Origin of the sequence: Enterobacter cloacae complex sp. P18RS (assembly GCF_014982105.1) — a bacterium.
Lineage (GTDB): Bacteria > Pseudomonadota > Gammaproteobacteria > Enterobacterales > Enterobacteriaceae > Enterobacter > Enterobacter hormaechei_C.
Genome location: NZ_JADCKV010000006.1, coordinates 207,605 through 230,102, shown reverse-complemented (window position 1 = coordinate 230,102; position 22,498 = coordinate 207,605). Strand labels below are relative to the sequence as shown.

Sequence of the window (22,498 nt, the reverse complement as noted above, 5' to 3'; positions counted from 1 at the left end):
TTATTGACAGAATTTATTGGCGGCAGTGGCGAGTGTCATAAAAAAACCAATGAGGGTAATAAATAATGATGAAGCGCAATATCCTGGCAGTGGTAGTCCCTGCCCTGCTGGTAGCCGGTGCAGCAAACGCTGCTGAAATCTATAACAAAGACGGCAACAAATTAGATCTTTACGGGAAAGCAGTTGGCCTGCATTACTTCTCTGATTACGCGGGCAACGATGGCGACAACACTTACGCGCGTCTGGGCTTCAAAGGTGAAACTCAGATCAACGATCAGCTGACTGGCTACGGTCAGTGGGAATACAACTTCCAGGGTAACAACTCTGAAGGTGGCGATGCACAGAACGGCAACAAAACCCGTCTGGCATTCGCAGGTCTGAAATTTGGTGACGCAGGCTCCTTCGACTACGGTCGTAACTACGGTCTGGTCTATGACGCAATCGGCATCACCGATATGCTGCCTGAATTCGGCGGCGACACCGGCGCGAGCGATAACTTCTTCGCAGGCCGTACGGGTGGTCTGGCGACTTACCGTAACAGCAACTTCTTCGGCCTGGTTGACGGTCTGAACTTTGGTGTTCAGTACCTGGGCAAAAATGAACGTGATGACGCAGTACGTTCCAACGGTGACGGCTGGGCAACCTCTCTGAGCTATGATTTCGACGGTTTCGGCATTGTGGGTGCTTATGGTGCAGCTGACCGTACCAACAACCAGCAGACGCTGGAATGGGGTAAAGGTGACAAAGCTGAACAGTGGGCAACCGGCCTGAAATATGACGCGAACAACATCTACCTGGCAGCTATTTATGGCGAAATGCGTAACGCAGCGCGTCTGGGCAGCCGTGGTTTCGCTAACAAGTCTCAGGACTTCTCTGTCGTCGCTCAGTACCAGTTCGATTTCGGTCTGCGTCCATCCATCGCTTACTACAAATCTAAAGCGAAAGACGTAGAAGGTATCGGTGACGAAGACTACATCAACTACATCGACGTTGGTGCGACATACTACTTCAACAAAAACATGTCTACCTATGTTGACTATCAGATCAACCAGCTGAAAGATGACAACAAGCTGGGCATCAACAACGACGACATCGTGGCTCTGGGTCTGGTTTACCAGTTCTAATCAGCACACCTCGTTGTTATATGCTTAATGAACAGGGCTTCGGCCCTGTTTTTTTATTCCTGAGAGAAAATAATAGCGACTTTTGAAAAGCCGCACGCTTTTCGTCGCAAACGGTTGGCATTTTGTAAATCTACCGTTAACCTGATAGCGGATTTCACTTCTGTAATCACAATGGAACTTCGTCATGTTTGAGAACATTACTGCCGCTCCTGCCGACCCAATTCTGGGCCTGGCCGATCTGTTTCGTGCCGACGACCGCCCTGGCAAAATCAACCTGGGTATTGGTGTATATAAAGATGAAACCGGCAAAACTCCGGTACTGACCAGCGTCAAAAAAGCTGAGCAGTATCTGCTGGAAAACGAAACCACCAAAAACTACCTCGGTATTGATGGTATCCCTGAATTTGGTCGCTGCACCCAGGAGCTGCTGTTCGGCAAAGGCAGCACCATTGTGAGCGAAAAACGCGCCCGCACGGCGCAGACCCCAGGCGGTACCGGCGCACTGCGCGTGGCGGCAGATTTCCTGGCGAAAAACACCTCTGTGAAGCGTGTGTGGGTAAGCAATCCAAGCTGGCCAAACCACAAGAGCGTTTTTAATTCTGCGGGTCTGGAAGTGCGTGAATACGCCTACTACGACGCGGCAAACCACGCGCTGGATTTCGACGGTCTGCTGGCCAGCCTGAGCGAAGCCCAGGCGGGCGATGTGGTGCTGTTCCACGGCTGCTGCCATAACCCAACCGGTATCGATCCTACGCTTGAGCAGTGGGAACAGCTGGCTAAGCTGTCCGTTGAAAAAGGCTGGCTGCCTCTGTTCGACTTCGCTTACCAGGGCTTTGCCCGTGGTCTGGAAGAAGATGCAGAAGGTCTGCGCGCATTCGCCGCCGTGCATCAGGAGCTGATTGTCGCAAGCTCCTATTCCAAGAACTTTGGTCTGTATAACGAGCGTGTCGGCGCCTGTACGCTGGTGGCTGCTGACGAAGCAACCGTCGATCGCGCATTCAGCCAGATGAAGTCCGTGATCCGCGCTAACTACTCTAACCCACCGGCACACGGTGCGTCTGTGGTCGCGACGATCCTGAGCAACGATGCGCTGCGCGCAATCTGGGAACAAGAGCTGAACGATATGCGTCAGCGCATTCAGCGCATGCGTCTGCTGTTTGTGAACACGCTGGCTGAGAAAGGCGCTGACCGTGACTTCAGCTTCATCATCAAGCAGAACGGCATGTTCTCCTTCAGCGGCCTGACCAAAGAGCAGGTGCTGCGCCTGCGTGAAGAGTTTGGCGTGTATGCCGTTGCCTCTGGCCGCGTGAACGTTGCAGGTATGACGCCTGACAACATGGCGCCGCTGTGCGAAGCCATTGTCGCGGTGCTGTAATCTGCACCCATAAAAAAAGCCTGCATCGCGCAGGCTTTTTTATTTTACCGGGTTTACCAGACAGGCATTTCATCCTGAAGGAACGGGTTATGCAACCGCTCATCGCCCAGCGTCGACATTGGTCCGTGTCCAGGGATAAACGTCACATCATCACCTAACGGCAATAACTTCTGCTTAATCGACTGAATCAGTTGACCGTGATCGCCGCGTGGGAAATCGCTGCGTCCTACGCCCCCTTTGAAAATCACGTCACCGGAAATCAGCAGGCGCGACACGTCATCAAAGAAGACGATATGGCCGGGCGTATGCCCTGGGCAATGCAACACCTGTAAAGTTACATTCCCTACGTTAACGCGATCGCCTTCGTTCAGCCAGCGGTCCGGTGTCAGTGGCTGACACTCATCCAGACCAAACATGCGGCTTTGGGCAGGCAGCCCCTGAAGCCAGAACTCATCTTCTTTTTCCGGGCCGATAATCGGCACACCGTAGTGTTCAGCCAGTTCAGCCGCTGCACCCACATGGTCGAGATGACCATGGGTGAGTAAAATCTGCATCAGCGTTACACCGCTGGCAGCGACTTCCTGCTTGATTGTCTCAGCGTCGCCACCGGGATCAACAAGCGCGGCCAGTTTAGTTTGTTCACACCAGATCAATGAACAGTTCTGTGAGAACGCGGTAACCGGAATAATACGATAGTTCATACTGCTCCTGTGTTTCGTTATTACCAGTGCCGAACCGGCCCGGTATCAATATGCACAAAGTTGCTACGTGGGTAGTATCCTACACCACCTGCGCGCATAGATAACGCCGCTTTGCGAATATTGGCTAACGAAACGCCTTCAATATGGAAATCCATCGCCTGCCCTTTAGTGTGATAGCTTTTTTTCGCTACCCCACGGCTGTGGGCGCGCAGTTCATTGTTGGTATCCAGAGAGCGATAGCCAGAAATGAGTTGCACCGGCCTTTTGGTCCCCAGCAGTCCCTGCAAGCGGTAAAGCTGATCGAATAATCCAGGGTCGATGGCTTTGATTTTATTCGCGCGGAAATCACGGAAAAAATGGTTGAGTCTTGCTAATTCATCCTGAATATAGCCTCTGCCATCGAAAAATTCCGCTTTAAGCGTCTCACCAGTATGCAGATTGTTGAGCGTTAAAATACGCGGACGAGGTGTCGAGAGGGTGGCAAATGCTGGCGTCGGAAGGATGGCTGCTGCGCCCAGCGCAACGCCACCTAACGCCAGCAATTTGCGGCGATTAGCGTCAAATTTGTCCATGATAATCAGGTCTACAGGTAAAAGAAATTGTCAATATGCTTAGCGCACGAAGGGCACCATAACTGGCAAAGCCTGCTACGTCAAGGCGCCCAACCCCAGTGAATACGCGGCTTGCAGACAGATCGCCTCATATTCACCATAACTTACGACAATCATTTTTACCGAACTACTTCATTTACCTGATTAATTGTTCCGCTTTTGGCAAAATTTGTGCGCCGGATCGCGCTGTTAGATCATAATTGTAAATATCTGTACGATACTGGGTGCGTCCGTCCGCGCCTACAAACGCCGTCAGATAGTAAAGATTGACCGGAATATTGTGGCGAATATTGACGTAACGCGTATCCCCCTGCTTCAGGGCATCTGATATCCGCGTATCGTTCCAGCCTGCATCCTGCAACAGCATATTCGCCAGCTCGGAGGCCTTGTTCACGCGAACACAGCCCGAGCTGAGCGCGCGTGCATCTTTCTGGAACAGATTATGGTTCGGGGTATCATGCAGGTAGATAGCGTCCGAACTTGGCATATTGAATTTGTAACGTCCCAGCGAGTTATGTGCGCCCGGTGCCTGCTGGAAACGGAACGGCAGGTTCGAAGGCGTAATCGTTGACCAGTCGACCATCCAGGGGTCAATCGCTTCTTTGCTGTTCCAGCCCCGCATCACCGTATAGTTGTGTCGCTCCAGATAACCCGGGTCATTCCAGACCTTAGGCAGGATATCTTTGCGCGCCAGCGTCGGCGGCACGTTCCACGGCGGGTTAACCACCACGTTATTCAGCGCGCTGCTCATCATTGGCGTTTTACGGTCAGGTCGGCCGACAATCACGCGGGACGCCAGCACTTCGCTACCGTCCTGATAGTAGACCAGGGAGTACGCCGGAATGTTGACCATAATGCCGGTGGATAACGTGCCCGGCAGCAAGCGCAAGCGCTGGATATTCAACGCCAGCACTCCTGCCCGCTGGGCCGGAGAGACGTTCAGCCAGTCGCGAGTAGATGGACCAATCACGCCGTCAGCGCCAAGCCCCTGCGCGGCCTGGAACTGCTTCACTGCGGCGACCAGCTCGCGATCGTAAGCGGCGGGCTTATTGCTAAACGCAACGGCCGTTTTCTCTTTTACCGGCGCCGACGGGCTGACGACCGCATTTTGCGTCTCGTCACCGGGCAGCGCAATTTTAGGGCCGCTGTCGAGAATGCCGGAGCGTTTCATAATTTCGCGAATCGCAGGCACATCGCTGCTCCACTGCCCCGGACGCAGCGTTGTGGTGCCACGCAGCTGAGGCCACGGGCGGGAATCCGCAACCAGCTCAAGAAGCGACTGATGCATCGTGGCATATTGCGGATGGGCAGGCGCAAGGCTTGCGATAAAGCGCGGCAGTTCGCCGTTATCCAGCGACAGCTGCCACTGATTAATGACGGACAGCGCAGGCGTCGCCAGCTTGTACGGTTTACTGCTGTATAACCAGCGGTTGCCGTTCACCGAAATCCCCGCCACAAACTGTAAGTAGCCCATCATGGCATCAGACAGCACCACGTCACGCGCCTGTCCGGTAACGGCAGGGTCGGTCAGGAGCTCAACCCAGGTCGTGAACTGCGGCTGAAAGCCTGCAATCGCCACTTCAGCCAGCTGCTGCTGGAAGGCTCGTACCGCCTCGCGATTTTCCCACATCGGTTTCATATCGCGCGCAGCGTAAAGCAGCGTGAGCTGGTTAATATAAGCGGGAGTATAGCCCGAGGGCAGGCCGGTCATAAGCTGCTGGCGTAATGATTCAGTATCGATGCCTTCCGGCAGCGGTTTAATGCCGGCCATGATGGCCGTCGCCGGAGACTGATCCAGCGGTTGTGACAGCGACGTCGGCTGCGCGCCCATCGTCGCGGAGCTGTCAGTCGGTACAATTTCAGGCTCATCGGCCTGAGCGGTAAACAGTGGAGCAAACATCACTGTCAGGCACAAACTCAGCGCAGACAGCTGACGACCACGATTTTTCTTAAGCAACATCCCTTGTCCCCTGTTTTTCACGACATGCCCATTATTCTGGAGCTTTCCTTCAGTATAGAAAGGCATACTCGCTGCTGCCTTACCTTATGTAAAGAAGTTTAAAGATAACGCAGCCCTGAACACAAGTTAAGTGAATAAAAAAAGCGGCGCATGAGCGCCGCTATTTGTCGCACCCCGGGTTAAGAGGCGTCAGCCGTGCCCGGTAATGACTCCGGTGGCTGCGGGGCGAAACCACGCAGGCCCACGACGTGTACGTGTTCACTGTTCTGAAACACCTTACGCACCAGCTTATAGGTTGTCCCTTTTTCCGGACTGATGTTTTCCGGCGCCGCGATGATGAGCTGCATATCGAGTCGCTCGCAAAGCTCAAACAGCGTGGCGATGGAGCGGGCGTCGAGACGCGCGGCTTCATCGAGGAACAGCAGACGGCATGGCGAGATGTCTTTGCCGCGCAGACGACGCGCTTCATCTTCCCAGCTCTGCACCACCATCACCAGAATCGACATACCGGTACCGATGGCTTCACCGGTAGAGAGCGCACCGGATTCCGCGCGCAGCCAGCCGTCTGAGCCACGGTTAACCTCAACTTCCATTTCCAGATAGTTGCGGTAGTCCAGCAGCTCCTCGCCGATGGTTTGCGGCGTACGCTGGCCCATGTCAATCTGCGGATTCAGACGCTGATATAGCTTCGCCAGCGCTTCGGAGAAGGTCAGGCGGTTACTGTTGAACAGATCCTGATGCTGTTCGTGCTGTTCAGACAACACGTCCAGCAGCGTGGAGTGCGCCTCACGCACGTTCACGTTCAGCCGCACGCTGTTGACCTGGCCAAACGACACGCTTTGCAGGCCCTGGTTCAGCTGACGGATACGGTTCTGCTCGCGCTGAATGGTTTTACGAATAATATTCGCCACGCTGCGGGAGCTGATTGCCAGCTTCTGCTCGCGGGAGGTCAGCTCCTCCGTCAAACGGCCCAGCTCGATCTCCATCTGTTCGATCGCTTCCACCGGATCGTCGGTACGGATGATGTCCTGACGAATACGCTCGCGTAAGTGCTGATAAACCGCCACGAAGAACTGAATTTTGCGCTCTGGACGCTTCGGATCTTCGGACATACGCAGCACGTCGCGCAGGTGTTCGTTATCCGCCACCGCCAGACGCAGCGCGCCCAGCGCCTTATCCGACATAGAGCGCAGTTCATCGGCTGACAGGTACGCCAGCTCGCGACGATGCAGACGACGCTCCACGTTGTTATCTTTCACCATGCGCATCACCGCGCACCACCCCGCCTTCGCGGTCACAACCTGTTCACGCATCTCGTGATAGTCACGCTCCAGCTTGCGCAGGCGTCGCGTCAGGTTGTCCATCTCTGCTTCACAGAAGGTCAGCGCTTTTTCCAGCTGATTCCGACGCGCGCGGTTGTTGCTGAGCTGAGCATGCAGCTCATCGCGACGAATACGCGCCCGCTCTTCTGCACCGCTGTCGGCGCGAACGCCGATGTCCTGCAACTCTTTATGCAGATCGTTTAACAGCTCTTTCTTGGTGTCGAAGGAGCTTTTCAGCGAGGCCATGACCTGGCTGTACTGGCTCAGCTGTGCGGCGTGAGTACGCATCGCTTCACGGGCGCGCGTACGCTCTGCTTCGGCCTGCTCAAGACGCTGGCGCAGCTTTTCATTAAGATCGCTGTTCCCGCTCAGCATTTCTGCTGAATCGGAGTAGCCGAAGTGTGCGCGACGTTGCACCACTTCCGTCAGGGCAAACGCCTGCTGACGCGCTTCGCGCTGCACCTGCTGTGACCAGGCGTAATCTTCTTTTAACTGCTCAAACTGTTCCGGGTCGCTCTGGAGAACGGAAACCATCGGCTCCAGTTTTGCCAGCTGATTGCCGTGCTGCTGCACAAAGCGCGCCGCTTCCTGCGCTTCGTCCAGACGTTCCTGAATTTCGTGCACGCGGTCGGCGAGCGTATCGTCCGCCAGCAGGTTCAGGCGCGGCAGGATGCGGTTAAGGGCCGCAACGCCCTCTTTCGCCTGCTCGAACTGCACGCGGCTTTGCTGGTTGTCATTTTCATGGCTGGCAAGCGCACGCTCCAGCTCACCACGGCGGGTGTTGAGCTTGCGAATTTCAGCTTCCGGATCGGGCTCAAAGGCAACGCCCAGGTGGCTGCCGATAAAGCGGCTGAACGCCTGATGCAGACGCTGCGTTTTTTGAACATCAAACGACAGGGTTGCAAAACGCTCAGAAAGCGTTTCGCGCTCAGCGTGCAGGCTTTCAATACGGTTTTCACGCGCGGCGCGGCCAAACAGCGGCAGTTCCGGGAAGCGCGAATAGCGCCACTGGCGATCGGCGATTTTCACCACCACCGCTTTTTCCAGCTCGTCGACGCTGAATACGCTGTCATCAAACGACTGCGGATCCCCTTCGATGAGGTAGAGATCTTCCGGGCAGTCTTCCAGCCCTGCAAGCTGGTCAGAAATCAGCGACAGATCCGGCACCACAATCGCGTTACGGGATGGACCGTACAGCGCGGAGAAGTACGGCGCATCGTCCAGGCCGACATCGTCGTAAATTTCAGACAGCAACACGCCGCCGAAACGCTCGGCTAAGGCATTCAGGCGCGGATCTTCTGAGCCGCCAGGCTGGCTTAAACGCTCAATCTCTGCATCGACGTCACGCTTGCGCGCACCCACTTCGTCACGCTCAACAATCGCTTCACGCTCGCGCTCCAGCAGCTGTTGCATGTATTCGGTGACGTCCTGGCTGGAGGAAAACTCCTGGCCACACTGTTCGCTGAGCTGGTTCAGGCTGCTTTGTGCGGCCAGCCAGATCGGCGCACGCTGTAAGAGCGTCTTCGAACGCGACTGAAGCTGTTCCAGCTCCTGACGCAGCGTCATGCGCTGTTCGCTGGCGTTCGATACGGTATCCGACAGGGCCGCAATACGCGCTTCCAGCTCCTGGTGCAGGGCCTCAAGCTCGTCGAAATCGTAATTTTTACCCTGACGCTTGCAGAATTCCGCCAGCAGACGCTCGGCTTCCTGCTGTTCACGCAGACGCTGTTCCAGCTCGTTCAGGCGCATGCGCAGCGGCTGCACCTGTTCGGCCAGATGGCGTTGATTGACGCCGTCGCGCAGCAGCTCACGGGCAACGTCCCACGCTTCGTTACGCGCCAGCGGACCGTTGATCGCCACCACCAGCTGGTACGCCTGCTCAAACTGGCTATGCGCCGTTTGCGCCACGCTCATTTTCTGATCGAGAGAAAGCAGTTTCTCAGTGGCTTCCTGCTCTTTGGCCTGGAAGGTATCCAGCCATTCGTCAGCGCTTTCCGGGGTCAGGTCCGGCAGATGGCACAGCTCTTTGGCACGCTGCAACGCCTGCAACGCCTGGTTGTACTGAATCGCACGCGTCTGCTGCACATCCAGCGCCTGCTGGTAATCAGCAAGCTGGCTTTTCAGCTCATCCACTTCCAGCTCGGCGGCTTCCGCGCGGGCTTCGTTCTCTTCCTGCAATTCGGCAGCTTCGGCCACCACTTCATTTTGCTCTTCAAGACGAATTTGCAGCTCATCCAGATCGGCTTCATAGCGCTCGATTTTTTCCTGCTGACGCAGCGCGGTCTGCACCAGGTTCAGGTGATCGCTGGCCGCCTGGTAATCGGCTTCCAGATCCCCTTCCGCACCGTTGTGCTCGCCCAGTTCGCGCGCCATTTCGACATGCTTATACTGCTCAGCCACCAGCTGTTTGCGGGAGGTAAACAGCTCGCGGCGGTATTCCAGCGCCTGATCGAGATGAATACGGCGCTCGTTGGCGTGGCGCATATAGTCCGCCGCCACGTAGTTGGTGGCTTCGCTGATCAGGTGCTTAAACAGGTCGCGGTCAGACTGTGTGACGCGAATCGCTTCCAGCGTCATGCGGTTTTCACGCAGCGCGGCTTCCATATCCTGGAAGGCCTTACGCACGCCGCTGTTTTCCGGCAGCAGGTAGTCGCGCAGGGAGCGAGTAATGGCGCTGGAGATACCGCCGTACAGGGAGGCTTCAATCAGACGGTAGTATTTACTACGATCTGACGCGCTGCGCAGACGACGGGCTACCACGCCGAGATCGAACATCAGAGAGTGATAGTCGGTAATGGAGTTAAACTGCTTAAACTGCACGCCTTCGATAGCTTCCAGCTTGTCTTTCAGCTCCTGGAGCGTGAGGACGCGCGCCTGACGTTCATTCAGGGTTTCCGTCAGCAGCGCGGTCGGCTGTACGGAGGTTGGTAGTCCCTGGATCGCAAACGGTTTGATATCTACTTTACGGTCGCGGCCAGCAACCTGTTGCAGACGCACGCCTACAACCACGCGCTGATGGCGGGAGTTGATCACGTCCAGCACTGAATAACAGACGCCCGCTTTCAGCTTACCGTGCAGACCTTTATCACGAGAGCCGCTCGTGGCGCCCGCTTCGGTGGTGTTACGGAAGTGCAGCAGGGTCAGGTCAGGGATCAGCGCCGTCACGAAGGCCGCCATGGTGGTGGATTTACCCGCCCCGTTACCGCCGGAGAGCGTTGTCACCAGCTCATCCAGATCGAAGGTTCGGGCAAAGAAGCCGTTCCAGTTGATCAGCGTTAGTGAGCGAAATTTACCGCGTTCAATCATTACTCTTCCTCCCCGCTATCCGGCTGATTCTCTTCGTGCTCGTCATTGAGCTGCAAATGGTTTTCCACCGGCATCGCTTCACCGTCACGGATCATGCGCAGCTGCGCTTCACGCGCATCGTCACCCGCACGCACGTCGGCGCCAAAACGGAAGACCGATTCGGTAATACGGAACTTGCTGCTGTCGTGACCCATGAACCAGACCATTCCCAGACGGCGCAGACGGTTCAGGGAAGAGCGAACTTTTTCCTGTAATTTCTGACGGTCCAGATCGGACCCCGTTGAGCGGTTATTGACCAGCTTGAGCAGCTTGCTTTCATCCGCCAGCGACAGCAGCTCATCGTAAAGCTCCTGCTGGGTGAAGATCCCTTCATTCGCCAGACGTTCCGGGCTGAGATAGAGGTAGCAGAGAATTTTGCCGACCATCATATCCAGTTCGGAAAGCACCGAGCGCGGAATAAGCGTGGTAGAGCGCGGACGCAGGTAGAAAAACCCTTCCGGCGCGCGGATCAGCTCAACGTTATAGCGAGCGTAAAACTCTTCCAGGTACTCCTGAAAGTCCATCAAAAAGGCGTGATTATCCAGCTCGTCAAGGCCAATGTGACGACCGGCACGCAGCTGGCTATCCAGCGCCGGAAACAACGGATTCGCCAGCGCCTGTGCCAGCTTAACTGGCATCACGTGTTCAATATTTGTCAATGACATGCGCCTGTACCTTGGCTCCGTAATCGTTAATCGGCTGCCACTTCGGCGGCAGTCCGGTGAAATCGGCTTGTGCGATGCCCAGGCGCACCGCCTGGTCTACAACAATGCGGGCAACATCGAAGTGGCGCGCGCGCGGATACTGCGCCAGATAGTCGCGTACCACGAGGCCAAGATCCAGCGGTGCTTGTCTGGTTTTGTAGACAGCGAGCTGTTCTTCGATCATCGCCGCAAGCTGCTCGCGAATTTCGTTAAATTCTTCGTATTCCAGATCCGGTGGCAGTTGACCGGTGACCTCTTCATCACGCAGCGCCATCTCTTCGTCGCGCATATCCAGCAGACGATCGGCGTTGGCGTAGGTCAGCGCCCACGGCGCATCGAAGTAGGTCTGTACCGACTGGCGCAGACGTTGAGCAAAGACGCGATTCTTATCCATATCGATGGCGGTACGGATAAATTTATGCACGTGGCGGTCGTAACCGATCCACAGGTCGATCGACTGCTGGCCCCAGCTGATAATGCGGTCAAGCTTGCTCTGCAAATCAAACACCAGACGGTCGATAAAATGCAGATCGTCGTGCGCCATCGTCGCGTCCTGAATGCGTAGCAGATTGGCCTGTAGCTTATCTCCCGCCGCCTCCAGCGTATCCTGCAACTCACGCAGCGTACCCGACGTTTCTGACAGCAAGAGTTCACAGCTGGAGATGGCCGCACGCCAGTCTTTATTAAGCAGTTGAGCGATATCGTCTTTCACCTGCTGCTGCTGTTCGTCCATCAGACGTTGAGTCAGATCGATACTGTCGAAAATCTCGGCAACCGAATATTTCAGCGGCGCGTAAACGTTGCGATGCCAGTGGAATTCATCACCGTTTTCATCAGCCGCGTCGGCGGCACGCTTCAGCTCGCCTGCAACAATAGAGAGCTGCATGGAGAGACGCAGCGTGGAAAATTCGCGCTGGCGGATGTAATAGTCGGTAATGCCAATGCCCAGTGGCGTAAGACGATAGATGGCGTTTCCTTCCGCCTGCTCGCTGGTAAAGCGGTTCAGCAGACGTTGACGCACCATATCATTGATTGCGTTGTTGGCACGCACGCTAATGGTTTCGCTGGTTTGCTCAAACGCATCACTGACGTGGCGGAACGCATCCACCAGTTCGCCTTCACTCATTTCGCCATCCAGGCGTTCGCCGTTTAGCGTCGCAACCGCCAGCAGGAATGAGAGTCTGTCTACCGGCAGCGAGATGGAGAAATCGTTTTTCCTGGCCCAGGCAACCAGTTCGGGGACTGTCTGGGAAAATTCACTCATAGATTATCCTTGCATCTGCGGCTTGCGCGCGGTGACGTGTATATAGCGGCCAAGGCTCAGATAAGGCTCCTGGCGGCAGTACCGCGTCTCTATTTCTGTTAAGGCGTCTAAACAGTCATCCTGTTTTTGTTTATCACGCAGATAATCATGAAACACCCTCACGCCGGTTTTGCCGGTAATTTCCCAACCGATCTCCTCCAGCCAGCCATAGACCTGCTGCGGTTCACGGGGGAAATCCGGTGAAAGCGTGCGTCGTTTCTTTTTATACATGCCCTGCTGTACATAGCCAAAATTGCCGACCAGCACGTTTCGCATTAGCAGGCCGTTGGCATTGTAAAACATCAGCGATAACGCACCGCCCGGGCGCAACATCGACCACAGCGTTTTTAACATCGCTTGTGGTTCGGCGATCCATTCGAGCACAGCATGAAACAATATCAGATCAACCTGCGTTTCCAAATGCTGCGGAATGTCCTGAGCGGCGCAATGTATAAAATGCATGTTGTCGCTCACACCTTTCTCTTCTGCCGCTCGCCCTGCGCGCGCAACCATCTCGGCAGAAAGATCGCAAAGCGTGACGTGATGTCCCCGCTGCGCCATCAGAATTGCAGTCTGACCTTCCCCACCGCCGGCATCCAGCACGCGCAACGGTCGGTCACCGAATTCAGCCAGCAGCTTGTCCAGATCCTGCCAGAGGATCGTCTGACGCAGCTGACCTTTGGTGGTGCCATAAATGTTGCGCGAAAACTTTTCCGCGATGTCATCAAAATTGCGATCCCGCATTGGGAGGGTTCCACTCACTGCAAAACCGCTATTTTGTCACACCCGCGCGGAGAATGAACCACTCTGGTGTAATATCACCGACAATCGCCTGCTGTATGGTTAAAAAAGGAACCAAAAAGGATGCTTTTTACCCTAAAAAAATATATCGGAGGCATGATGCTTCCCCTTCCCCTGCTGTTGCTTCTCATCGCGCTGGGGCTGGCATTAATATGGTTTAGCCGCTTTCAGAAAAGCGGTAAATCCCTCGTTACCGTGGGCTGGCTGGCGCTGCTGTTACTCAGCCTGCAACCGGTCGCTGACGGTTTATTACGTCCGATTGAAAACACCTACCCGACATGGCAGGGAAATCAGAAGGTGGGCTATATCGTGGTGCTGGGCGGCGGATATACCTGGGATCCGAACTGGGCGCCCAGCTCGAACCTGATCAACAACAGCCTGCCGCGCCTGAACGAGGGGATCCGCCTGTGGCTGGCCAATCCGGGATCGAAGATGATCTTCACGGGCGCTGCGGCAAAAACCAACCCGGTCAGTACCGCTGAAGCAGGAGCAAGAGTGGCTGAATCGCTTGGCGTACCACGTTCCGCCATCATCACGCTGGATAGCCCAAAAGATACCGAAGAAGAGGCGGCGGCGGTGAAACAGGCCATCGGTGATGTACCGTTCCTGCTGGTGACCTCTGCTTCACACCTGCCGCGCGCAATGATTTTCTTTGAGAAGCAGGGCCTGCATCCGCTTCCTGCTCCGGCAAACCAGATGGCTATTAACGCCCCGCTCAATCCGTGGGAACGGATAATCCCGTCCCCGGTATGGCTGATGCACAGCGATCGTGTCGGCTACGAGACGCTTGGCCGCCTCTGGCAGTGGCTCAAAGGTTCGTCAGGCAAGCCAGGGCAGGAGTGATTTTGCGGCCAGATCGAAACTGACGCGATTAAAGCGCCCGGTGTTGACCAGCTGCGCCACCTCATCCCAGAGAAGATAGAGCCAGCGTCGCCAGAGAAAGGCCTCCGCAACGGGGGCGCGCTGAAGATAGTGCCAGAGCAAATCTTCCGCCGCCCCGCCCTCGCTCAGCCTGAACAGTTCGTACTCGCGCGGCGCCCAGAGCATGATCCCCGGCCCGACCATCGCCAGCAGCTGGTCGCTGCGCGAGTCTTTAAGCATACTGCGCAGCGTGAAATTGCCGTGAACCAGCACGCAGTTGTCGTTAAAGCCCTCAAACAGCGTCGGCAGACACTCCCGGGTGCGGAATAAAATACGTTTGTCCTGCATCGTTAAACCGGTGTTGTTGAACTGGTTCAGCGTGCCCCACAGCACTTCAACACGCTGGCGATACCACAGCGGCCACAGGTTTTCCTGCGTGCTGTCCACCGCGCCAACAAGGCCCCGGCTGTCCTGCCGATGCCAGGCAAGCAGAGCCTCGACAATCTGATCTTTCAGCTGTTCCCAGCGCTCCGGTGTACGCGTCGGGGCTTCAACAGAAACCCCGCGTAAACGCTCGATAAGCAGAACATCCGGGCCGGGATGCTCCTCATGGGTCATCACGCCGTAGACCGTCGGCATGCGGACAGTCCCTTCCCGCGCCAGCATCGACATTTTCCAGGCCAGCTGTCTGGCGACGCCCGGCGAGGTAAAACTTCTGGCCATCAGCGGCATGGGGTTTCCCTGACTGTCGTACAACGACCAGAGTGCGGTGTCGGCCTTTTCATTCACGCATTCCACCCGGCTTAGCTTTTCGCCAAGGAGATGGCTGAGTTCAGCACGCAGCTGTTCCATATGAGATTACCCCCATTAAGACTACTGCTTTTATAATGAGCGCGCGAAACCCGGATGTCACCCGGTAGAGATCAATAATGAAAAAGAAAAGGAAAATAGCCTGGCGGGAGAGCATCCCCCCAGACGAGGGGATGCCAGCGAATTAACGCATTTCGACGCGTACGCGCTCGAGATCTTCAGGGGTATCCACGCCGGTGCCTGGGATTTCCTGGGCAACCGCAACGTGAATTTTCTCGCCGTACCACAGCACGCGAAGCTGTTCGAGCATTTCAATATGCTCCAGCGGGCTTGGTGCCCAGGCGACGTAGCGACGAATAAAGCCAGCGCGGTAGCCGTAAATACCGATGTGGCGCAGGAAGGTTTCGCCGATTGTCTCTTTCGATTGCGCGAAACGATCGCGATCCCACGGAATGGTGGCGCGGGAGAAATAGAGCGCGTAGCCCTCTGCGTCCATGACCACTTTCACCGCATTCGGATTGAACGCCTCTTCAGCGTGGTGAATCGGCACCGCGAGGGTCGCCATCCCGACCTGACGCTGTGCCAGGTTGTCGGCCACCTGACGGATAATCGCCGCCGGGATCATCGGCTCATCGCCCTGCACGTTCACAATCACCGTCTCGTCGCTGAAACCGCATTTTTCGACGACTTCCGCCAGGCGCTCGGTGCCTGACTGATGATCGGCACGGGTCATGCACACTTCCCCACCCGCGGCCTCAACCGCGCGCGCAACATCCGGGTGATCGGTGGCGACGATGACGCGTCCGGCGCCCGATTCGCGTGCCCGTTCAAGGACATGCACAATCATCGGTTTGCCATTGATATCCACCAGCGGTTTACCTGGCAGGCGCGTGGAAGCATAACGCGCAGGGATAATGACAACAAAACTCATGGTTTGATCTCTTCTGCCACCAGGGAACGGGCTTCATTTTCCAGCAGGACCGGAATGCCGTCACGCAGCGGGAACGCCAGGCTGTCCAGTTTGCAAATCAGCTCTTGTTTATCCTGGCTGTAATACAGTTTGCCGTTGCACACCGGGCAGGCAATAATTTCAAGTAAACGGTGATCCATAGTTCCTCCGTATGGGTAATCGCTAAAGCTTATCACATTCCCTTTTCAGGGAGTGCCTGTTTCCCAGCCACCTCGACAGGTCGTAAACAGCCCCGCAGGCACGCGACCGAGTACAATTTCATGCGCCCCCTGCCAGCGGGCAAATTCACTGAGCGCAGTCGTTAACCCTTTTTCCAGGCCAGCCGTCACCTTTATGCCCTCTTCAAGCCAGAGCGCGATAATTTCAAGCATGCCGGTTTTACGGTGCATTTTAGTGTCCATGCGCCCGACTAGCTGGCCTTTGTGCAGCAGCGGCAAAACAAAATAACCATACTGCCGCCTGGGCGCCGGAGTGTAGCATTCCAGACGGTAGCTGAAATTAAACAACTGCCCGGCCCGCTTTCTGTCCCAGACAACGGGGTCGAACGGCGACAGCACGGCACTGTGGGTCGCCTGGAGTTTGCCCTCCTGCGCCTGCGCCAGCAGAGGGAACAAATCCGCATGCAACCACATTTCACCTAACGACTCTACCGAGACCGGCATGACGCGCTGTTCGCGCTGCCACGATTCCAGCAGTGGTTTTAGCTGCGGCTGACGCAGACGATAATAATCCGCCAGCCACTGTGGACGGAAGATGCCAAGGCTGCGGGCGCTATTCCCGAGCATGATGGCTTCGGCAGCGTCCTTAGACAGCAGGTCACGCGTATCGTCCCAGTGAGGCATAACGCGGTGTGTGAGGTCATAGACGCGCTGAAAGTTGCGACGCTCGACCACCATCACTTTGCCCGACGTAAACAGCCCTTCAAGATGGCGTTTGTGCGGTTTCCACTCCCACCATCCGCTTGCGCCTTTTCGCGGGTGTTCAAAATCCGCGGAGCGTACCGGCCCGTTTTCCTGAATATGTGCAATCAGTTGCTCTATTTCATCCGCGTGTTCCACCATCCACTCCTGACGGTATTTCCAGCCCATTTTGTCCGGGGCGAGCATGCGGTGACGCACCAGGGCAAAATCGCTTCGCGGGAGAAAACAGGCTTCATGCGCCCAGTATTCCATCAGTTCGCCCTGACTTAGCGCATTATCCAGCCACTGCGGAGGATAGTTTCCCAGGCGGCTAAACAGGACCAGATACGGGCTACGCGCCACGATGTTAATGGTGTCGATTTGCAGCAACGACATGCGTTGCACGGTAGAGAGGATATCAGCTGGCTGCGCGCGGCGGCGGGGCTTTTTCAGAAGCCCCTGGGCGGCAAGATGCAGGTTTCGTGCGGCTGCAAGTGAGAATTGCGGTAGAGACATGCGTTTTCCTGTCAGTCAAAGCGCCACCGGAACCGCGTAGAAGTTACTGCACTAACGCGAGCAGTTCCTTGAGCAAATGTTCCGGCTGTTCGCCGCTGAGTTCAGCGTCAACCGGCAGATACCACCAGTTTTCTTTCGCAAAGGCCCGGCATTTTACCGCGTCTTTTTCCGTCATGATCAGCGTCTGTCCCGGCGCTGCCAGCCTTTCAACCTCTTCGGCAACTAACGCCTGGTGATCGGCGAGCGGCACCCGTTTATCAAGCTTTGCGCCGCACTGCTCCAGCGTTGCGAAGAAACGCGGCGGATGACCTATACCGGCCATCGCCACCAGATGTTCCAGTTGCGCGACGTCTTTACGCTCGCCAGTCAGCATATTCACGGCCTGTCCGGGACGAAGATGCATCGGGATTTCGCCCGCTCTGGTTTCACCCCCGTTCACAATCACGGCATCGACGCTCTTCAGGCGCGATGCACGCTCACGCATTGGACCGGCTGGCAGCCACCAGCCGTTGCCAAAACGCCGCACGCCGTCAATGACCACGATCTCTTTGTCACGCGCCAGCGCGTAATGCTGCAAACCATCATCGGTAATAACGATTTGTACGTCATGCTCCGCAAGCAGTGCCTTTACGGCATCACTGCGCACCGGCGATACCGCAACCGGCGCGCCTGTACGCTGGTAAATCAGTACCGGCTCATCGCCGGCTTCAGCGGTTGTCGTAGCTGGGCTCAGCACCAGTGGATACTGCGCCGCTTTACCACCGTAACCGCGTGAGACAACTCCCGGGCGGATAGCGCGCCTCTGGAGCTGTTCTACCAGCCAGATCACCACCGGGGTTTTGCCGTTTCCACCCGCCGTCAGGTTGCCGACCACCACCACCGGTACCGGTGCGCGCCAGGCGCGCTTGATCCCGAGGCGATAAAGCAGACGAATAGCACCGCTCACCAGGCCATACAGCCAGGAGAGCGGGAGAAGCAGCACCCACAGAGGGGATTCCCCCGACCAGATGCGTGCAATCATTGACCGAACTGCATTTTATGAAGCTGCGCGTAAACACCACGCTGTTCCAGCAGGTCCGCATGGCTGCCGCGTTCAACGATCACGCCATCTTCCACCACCACGATTTCGTCAGCCTGTTCGATGGTCGACAGACGGTGCGCAATAACCAGCGAGGTACGGTTTTTCTGTAATTCATCCAGAGCCGACTGGATAGCGCGTTCAGATTCCGTATCCAGTGCGGACGTTGCTTCATCGAGGATCAGAATCGGGCTGTTGCGCAGCAGCGCACGGGCAATCGCGATACGCTGACGCTGACCACCTGAGAGCAGCACCCCGTTTTCGCCAATGATCGTATCCAGACCGTTATCCATTTTGTTAATGAAGTCCATCGCATAGGCCATACGCGCCGCATTCTCAATCTCTTCACGGCTGTACTCTTCGGTACGGGCATACGCAATGTTGTTCGCCACTGTATCGTTGAACAGATGCACGTTCTGCGAGACCAGCGCGACCTGGTTACGCAGCGACTGGAGGGTATATTCCCGCAGGTCGTGACCATCAAGCAGGATCTCGCCCTGGTCGATATCGTAGAAACGGGTAATCAGGCTGGCAATGGTCGACTTGCCCGAACCGGAACGACCGACCAGCGCAACGGTTTTACCCGCCGGGATGGACAGGCTGATATCACGCAGCGCCGGCACTTCGCGGCCTGGATAGGTAAAGGTGACGTTACGGAATTCCAGGTCGCCTTTAGCGCGCTCGATCACGCGTGTACCTTCATCTTTTTCCTGTTCGGAATCGAGGATGCTGAACAGCGTCTGACAGGCTGCCATCCCGCGCTGGAACTGGGCGTTGACGTTAGTCAGCGATTTCAGCGGACGCATCAGCGCAATCATGGATGAGAACACCACGGTAATGGTACCCGCAGTCAGGGTTTCCATGACGCTCGGGAAACTGGCGGCATACAGGACGAAGGCCAGGGCCAGAGAGGCAATCAGCTGAATGATCGGATCGGAAATCGACGAGGCCGATACCATTTTCATTCCTTGCAGGCGCATTCTGTTGCTGACCTTGTCAAAGCGTTTGGTTTCGACTTCCTGACCGCCGAAAATCAACACTTCCTTATGGCCTTTCAGCATCTGCTCGGCGCTGGTAGTCACCTGCCCCATCGTATTCTGCATATTTTTACTGATGTTGCGAAAACGCTTTGATACCACGCGGATCGCGATGGAGACAATCGGCGCCAGCACAATAAGGATCAGCGACAGTTGCCAGCTGTAATAGAACATCATCGCGAACAGGCCGATGATGGATGCGCCTTCACGCACAACGGTAATCAGTGCGCTGGAAGAGGACGACGCCACCTGCTCTGAATCGTAGGTAATACGCGACAGCAGGGTGCCGGTTGACTGTTTGTCAAAGAATGAGACCGGCATCCCCATCATATGACTGAATAATCGACGGCGCATGGTCATCACCACTTTACCGGATACCCAGGAGATGCAGTAGCTGGATACATAGCTGGAGATTCCGCGTAAGATCATCAGCCCAATAACCACCAGCGGCATCCATAGCAGCACTGAACGATCCGTTTTACCGAAACCGTCATCCAGTAACGGTTTGAGAAGCGATAACATAAACGTATCGCTGGCTGCGTTGAGGATTAACGCTACGCCCGCCACGATCAAGCCTGTTTTGAAAGGAGCAATCATCGGCCAGAGCCGGCGGAACGTTTGCCACGTGGAGAGATCTTTGTCGTTATGCATTCAAAAAACCAGCATTTGTTGAAATAGCCGCATATTCTACCCGTTATCTACGGGCGCGCCAAACCACTGATGATACCAACGCGGTAAATAGTGTTCGCGTAAGCGACGAATTTGCCGACTATGGTGCGAAAAGGTCACAGATATCTGCCCGGAATGCGGGGTATCAAGCCAGAGATATCCCTCCGTTCGATAGCGCCGGACCACTTTAATAGAAGGGAAATGCCACGCGTTATAGCGGGCCATCGAGGCCAGCGAAACCTGCCCCTCTACGCGCTGTAGCAACGGTGTTGAAGATGACGTGTTACTTCCATGATGCGGCACCTGAATCAGTGTAGACGCAAGCTGACGCCAGCGGTGGCTTAGCATTGCCAGTTCTGCCTGCGCTTCAATGTCTCCGGTCAGTAAAACGCTCTGTTCGCCGTCATCGATTTTTACCACACAGGAGCGGTTGTTACCTTTCGCCGAGGTGTTTTCGGGTGGCCAGTGCACGGAGAACGTTAAACCCTGCCACTGCCATCGCTGTCCTCGAAAGCACGGAAGATGTCCGGACCAGGATAAGGGGCTCCTGATCCACATTGCGGGCCAGGCAGCTTTTAGCGATGCCAGTCCCCCCGCGTGGTCGAGATGTTCATGGCTCAGGATCACCCCTTCCGGTCTCAGATGATGCCAGCGTAGCCAGGGGATAATCAGCTGCTGCGCACTGTCCCCACCGGGCCATGCCAGCCCGGTGTCATACAGAATGGCCTTGCCGTGACGCTCAATGACCATCGCCAGCCCCTGCCCTACATCCAGCATATGCAGGGACCAGCTGTCTGTTTTAACCCTGTGCCAGAGGGGAAAGGCCAGCACCACGCTGCCTGCCAGACAGACTGCGGGTGCTGCGCTGAAGGCCCTGAATCGCCAGCCAATGACCAGCAGCCACGGCAGTAACGTCAGGTATTGCCAGCGTTCATCAACGTCCTGCCAGCCATTCGGTAAACGCATCAATAGCCAGAAAAGCCCTGCCAGAGATTTATCAGTAGCCAGCCAGACGATACTTTCCAGCGCAGCGACCGGAAACAGATGCAGAAACATGCCGAGCAGGATCAGCGGAACTGAGATAAACGTGACCAGAGGAACGGCAAACAGGTTCGCCACCAGCGAGGAGAGGCTGAAACCATGGAAAATCAGGACCTGAAGCGGCAACAGAAGCAGCAGCATTCCGACCTGCAAATACAACAGCGTAACCAGCGGCCGCAGGCACCGGCCACGTTGCCAGTGCGGGAGAGGCAACCACTGATACCAAAAAATAAGCGCGGCGACCGCAAACGCTGACAACGCCAGGCTTTGTGACAGGACCGCCAGTGGATCGAAAACCAAGATCGCCGCCACGCAGGTAAGCCATACCTGCCAGGGCGACCACTGGTGACCGCTCATTTTTAATGCTGCCAGTACCACAAGCGCGATAACCGTGCGCAGCGCGGGCGGCTGCAAGCCCGTTAGCCATGCGTAAAACGCGGCAAAAATCAGCCCTGCCAGCAAGGGGATTTGCCAGATAATCCAGCGGCCCGGCAGGAAGAACTGGATGCCCCGCGCCAGAAACCAGATGACAGAAGCGGCCAGCGCAATATGTAATCCCGAGATTGCCATCAGATGCCTCGTTCCGGTATCACGCATCAGGTTTTTTATCTCCCGCGAGACCGACAGCCGCTCCCCCATCCCCAGCCCCAGGATCACGGGTCCCCACTGATATGCTGAAAGAGTATTCTGTAGTGATGTCAGGTATTGCGCACGCAGACTACAGCCTTCATCAACGAGCGCCGCATGGGTAAACCGTCCACTCAGCGTCTGGTGTCGGGCAAAGGCATTTTTCTGTGAATCATAGCCGCCATCGTTGAGTTCTCCGTGTACCGCCCTGAGCCGCAGGGTCATTGCCCAGCGTTGACCCACGCAGACGTTTTGCGGCAAATAGTTGCCATACAGCGCCACGCCCATGGCAGCCCACACGCGTTCTCCATTGAGGCTGACAATCCTTCCCTGATGCATCGTTGCGCCGTCCGTTGCGGTAATGACCACCTCGGCCTGCTGCGGTGCTTGCGTTAAATAGTTCATCTGCCACACGCTTTCCTGAGCGGCCAGGATCCCCCAGCACATAAAAAGCAATGCGAGGCCTGAAAACCTGAGCCATTTTCTCTGCTGTACGGATAACGCAATTCCTGCGGCAATCAGCAACCAGACAATATGCAAATCAGGCAAAACGGGTAACCAATAGAGCGGGATTATGGCCAGAATGGCGCACATACTGATAACGTGGATCCCCATCTTCACCTCCATGTTTCAGGCGATTATGCGGCGGGACTGATGCGTCGTCAGACAGAAAAAACGTGATTTACAGCGGGCGCTGCAACGTTTTAAGCGCTTACAGCAAAGAGAAAATTTAAATGCGGCGCG

Annotated in this window: 17 protein-coding genes; 3 read left to right on the top strand and 14 right to left on the bottom strand. The window is 56.0% G+C overall.

From position 1 onward, the window contains the following. The first annotated feature begins 65 nt into the window (after positions 1–65). Both ompF and INF61_RS03395 read left to right on the top strand, forming a co-directional pair. Positions 66–1,124 (top strand): porin OmpF, encoded by a 1,059-nt coding sequence (gene ompF / locus INF61_RS03400; protein ID WP_017384819.1) that lies wholly within the window; start codon positions 66–68, stop codon positions 1,122–1,124. A gap of 184 nt (positions 1,125–1,308) precedes the next feature. Next, positions 1,309–2,499, top strand: a complete 1,191-nt coding sequence (locus tag INF61_RS03395; RefSeq protein ID WP_017384820.1) for an amino acid aminotransferase — start codon at positions 1,309–1,311, stop codon at positions 2,497–2,499. Between the two features lie 53 nt (positions 2,500–2,552). On the opposite strand, the gene INF61_RS03390 is transcribed toward INF61_RS03395, so the two are convergent. The 7 genes from INF61_RS03390 to cmoM all read right to left on the bottom strand — a co-directional run bounded on the left by INF61_RS03390 (position 2,553) and on the right by cmoM (position 13,189). Further along, complete coding sequence (locus tag INF61_RS03390; protein WP_015570958.1) at positions 2,553–3,200, bottom strand: MBL fold metallo-hydrolase; 648 nt, start codon at positions 3,198–3,200, stop codon at positions 2,553–2,555. Positions 3,201–3,220: 20 nt separating this feature from the next. Then, positions 3,221–3,772 carry a YcbK family protein gene (locus tag INF61_RS03385; RefSeq protein WP_003858202.1) on the bottom strand — a complete coding sequence of 184 codons (552 nt, stop codon included), beginning with the start codon at positions 3,770–3,772 and terminating at the stop codon, positions 3,221–3,223. A gap of 175 nt (positions 3,773–3,947) precedes the next feature. After that, positions 3,948–5,771 carry a L,D-transpeptidase gene (gene ldtD / locus INF61_RS03380; protein ID WP_017384821.1) on the bottom strand — a complete coding sequence of 608 codons (1,824 nt, stop codon included), beginning with the start codon at positions 5,769–5,771 and terminating at the stop codon, positions 3,948–3,950. A gap of 179 nt (positions 5,772–5,950) precedes the next feature. Then, positions 5,951–10,399, bottom strand: a complete 4,449-nt coding sequence (gene mukB / locus INF61_RS03375; protein ID WP_193547523.1) for a chromosome partition protein MukB — start codon at positions 10,397–10,399, stop codon at positions 5,951–5,953. After that, positions 10,399–11,103, bottom strand: a complete 705-nt coding sequence (mukE, locus tag INF61_RS03370) for a chromosome partition protein MukE (RefSeq protein WP_017384823.1) — start codon at positions 11,101–11,103, stop codon at positions 10,399–10,401. Before mukE ends, mukB begins: the two co-directional genes overlap by 1 nt. After that, on the bottom strand, positions 11,084–12,406 hold the full coding sequence (mukF, locus tag INF61_RS03365; protein ID WP_193547522.1) for a chromosome partition protein MukF: 1,323 nt from the start codon (positions 12,404–12,406) through the stop codon (positions 11,084–11,086). Before mukF ends, mukE begins: the two co-directional genes overlap by 20 nt. A gap of 3 nt (positions 12,407–12,409) precedes the next feature. After that, a complete protein-coding gene (gene cmoM, locus INF61_RS03360) occupies positions 12,410–13,189 on the bottom strand; it encodes a tRNA uridine 5-oxyacetic acid(34) methyltransferase CmoM (protein ID WP_003858212.1) in 780 nt (259 codons plus the stop codon). Positions 13,190–13,309: 120 nt separating this feature from the next. Between cmoM and elyC the strand changes: the two genes are divergently transcribed. After that, positions 13,310–14,089: an envelope biogenesis factor ElyC gene (gene elyC / locus INF61_RS03355; RefSeq protein ID WP_063658838.1), complete on the top strand. Its 780-nt coding sequence runs from the start codon at positions 13,310–13,312 to the stop codon at positions 14,087–14,089. Here the strand turns inward: elyC and INF61_RS03350 are convergent. The 7 genes from INF61_RS03350 to INF61_RS03320 all read right to left on the bottom strand — a co-directional run bounded on the left by INF61_RS03350 (position 14,066) and on the right by INF61_RS03320 (position 22,369). Continuing rightward, positions 14,066–14,959 carry a YcbJ family phosphotransferase gene (locus INF61_RS03350; RefSeq protein ID WP_045338017.1) on the bottom strand — a complete coding sequence of 298 codons (894 nt, stop codon included), beginning with the start codon at positions 14,957–14,959 and terminating at the stop codon, positions 14,066–14,068. The genes elyC and INF61_RS03350 overlap by 24 nt on opposite strands. A gap of 142 nt (positions 14,960–15,101) precedes the next feature. Continuing rightward, positions 15,102–15,848 carry a 3-deoxy-manno-octulosonate cytidylyltransferase gene (gene kdsB, locus INF61_RS03345; protein ID WP_015570964.1) on the bottom strand — a complete coding sequence of 249 codons (747 nt, stop codon included), beginning with the start codon at positions 15,846–15,848 and terminating at the stop codon, positions 15,102–15,104. Beyond that, positions 15,845–16,027, bottom strand: a complete 183-nt coding sequence (gene ycaR, locus INF61_RS03340) for a protein YcaR (RefSeq protein WP_003858220.1) — start codon at positions 16,025–16,027, stop codon at positions 15,845–15,847. Before ycaR ends, kdsB begins: the two co-directional genes overlap by 4 nt. Before the next feature lie 45 nt (positions 16,028–16,072). Continuing rightward, positions 16,073–17,302, bottom strand: a complete 1,230-nt coding sequence (locus tag INF61_RS03335) for a winged helix-turn-helix domain-containing protein (protein ID WP_193547521.1) — start codon at positions 17,300–17,302, stop codon at positions 16,073–16,075. 43 nt (positions 17,303–17,345) lie between these two features. After that, a complete protein-coding gene (lpxK, locus tag INF61_RS03330) occupies positions 17,346–18,323 on the bottom strand; it encodes a tetraacyldisaccharide 4'-kinase (protein WP_193547520.1) in 978 nt (325 codons plus the stop codon). Then, the gene (gene msbA, locus INF61_RS03325; RefSeq protein WP_017693697.1) at positions 18,320–20,068 is read right to left on the bottom strand and encodes a lipid A ABC transporter ATP-binding protein/permease MsbA; all 1,749 of its coding nucleotides are present in this window, start codon (positions 20,066–20,068) and stop codon (positions 18,320–18,322) included. Before msbA ends, lpxK begins: the two co-directional genes overlap by 4 nt. A gap of 36 nt (positions 20,069–20,104) precedes the next feature. Next, entirely contained in the window at positions 20,105–22,369 is a 2,265-nt protein-coding gene (locus INF61_RS03320) for a ComEC family protein (protein WP_193547519.1), read from the bottom strand. Positions 22,370–22,498: the final 129 nt, after the last annotated feature.

What these genes read in the sequence shown, in the direction of transcription:
- ompF (WP_017384819.1), top strand. Translation starts at nt 66, where the DNA reads ATGATGAAGCGCAATATCCTGGCAGTGGTAGTCCCTGCCCTGCTGGTA.
- INF61_RS03395 (WP_017384820.1), top strand. Translation starts at nt 1,309, where the DNA reads ATGTTTGAGAACATTACTGCCGCTCCTGCCGACCCAATTCTGGGCCTG.
- INF61_RS03390 (WP_015570958.1), bottom strand. Translation starts at nt 3,200, where the DNA reads ATGAACTATCGTATTATTCCGGTTACCGCGTTCTCACAGAACTGTTCA.
- INF61_RS03385 (WP_003858202.1), bottom strand. Translation starts at nt 3,772, where the DNA reads ATGGACAAATTTGACGCTAATCGCCGCAAATTGCTGGCGTTAGGTGGC.
- ldtD (WP_017384821.1), bottom strand. Translation starts at nt 5,771, where the DNA reads ATGTTGCTTAAGAAAAATCGTGGTCGTCAGCTGTCTGCGCTGAGTTTG.
- mukB (WP_193547523.1), bottom strand. Translation starts at nt 10,399, where the DNA reads ATGATTGAACGCGGTAAATTTCGCTCACTAACGCTGATCAACTGGAAC.
- mukE (WP_017384823.1), bottom strand. Translation starts at nt 11,103, where the DNA reads ATGTCATTGACAAATATTGAACACGTGATGCCAGTTAAGCTGGCACAG.
- mukF (WP_193547522.1), bottom strand. Translation starts at nt 12,406, where the DNA reads ATGAGTGAATTTTCCCAGACAGTCCCCGAACTGGTTGCCTGGGCCAGG.
- cmoM (WP_003858212.1), bottom strand. Translation starts at nt 13,189, where the DNA reads ATGCGGGATCGCAATTTTGATGACATCGCGGAAAAGTTTTCGCGCAAC.
- elyC (WP_063658838.1), top strand. Translation starts at nt 13,310, where the DNA reads ATGCTTTTTACCCTAAAAAAATATATCGGAGGCATGATGCTTCCCCTT.
- INF61_RS03350 (WP_045338017.1), bottom strand. Translation starts at nt 14,959, where the DNA reads ATGGAACAGCTGCGTGCTGAACTCAGCCATCTCCTTGGCGAAAAGCTA.
- kdsB (WP_015570964.1), bottom strand. Translation starts at nt 15,848, where the DNA reads ATGAGTTTTGTTGTCATTATCCCTGCGCGTTATGCTTCCACGCGCCTG.
- ycaR (WP_003858220.1), bottom strand. Translation starts at nt 16,027, where the DNA reads ATGGATCACCGTTTACTTGAAATTATTGCCTGCCCGGTGTGCAACGGC.
- INF61_RS03335 (WP_193547521.1), bottom strand. Translation starts at nt 17,302, where the DNA reads ATGTCTCTACCGCAATTCTCACTTGCAGCCGCACGAAACCTGCATCTT.
- lpxK (WP_193547520.1), bottom strand. Translation starts at nt 18,323, where the DNA reads ATGATTGCACGCATCTGGTCGGGGGAATCCCCTCTGTGGGTGCTGCTT.
- msbA (WP_017693697.1), bottom strand. Translation starts at nt 20,068, where the DNA reads ATGCATAACGACAAAGATCTCTCCACGTGGCAAACGTTCCGCCGGCTC.
- INF61_RS03320 (WP_193547519.1), bottom strand. Translation starts at nt 22,369, where the DNA reads ATGGGGATCCACGTTATCAGTATGTGCGCCATTCTGGCCATAATCCCG.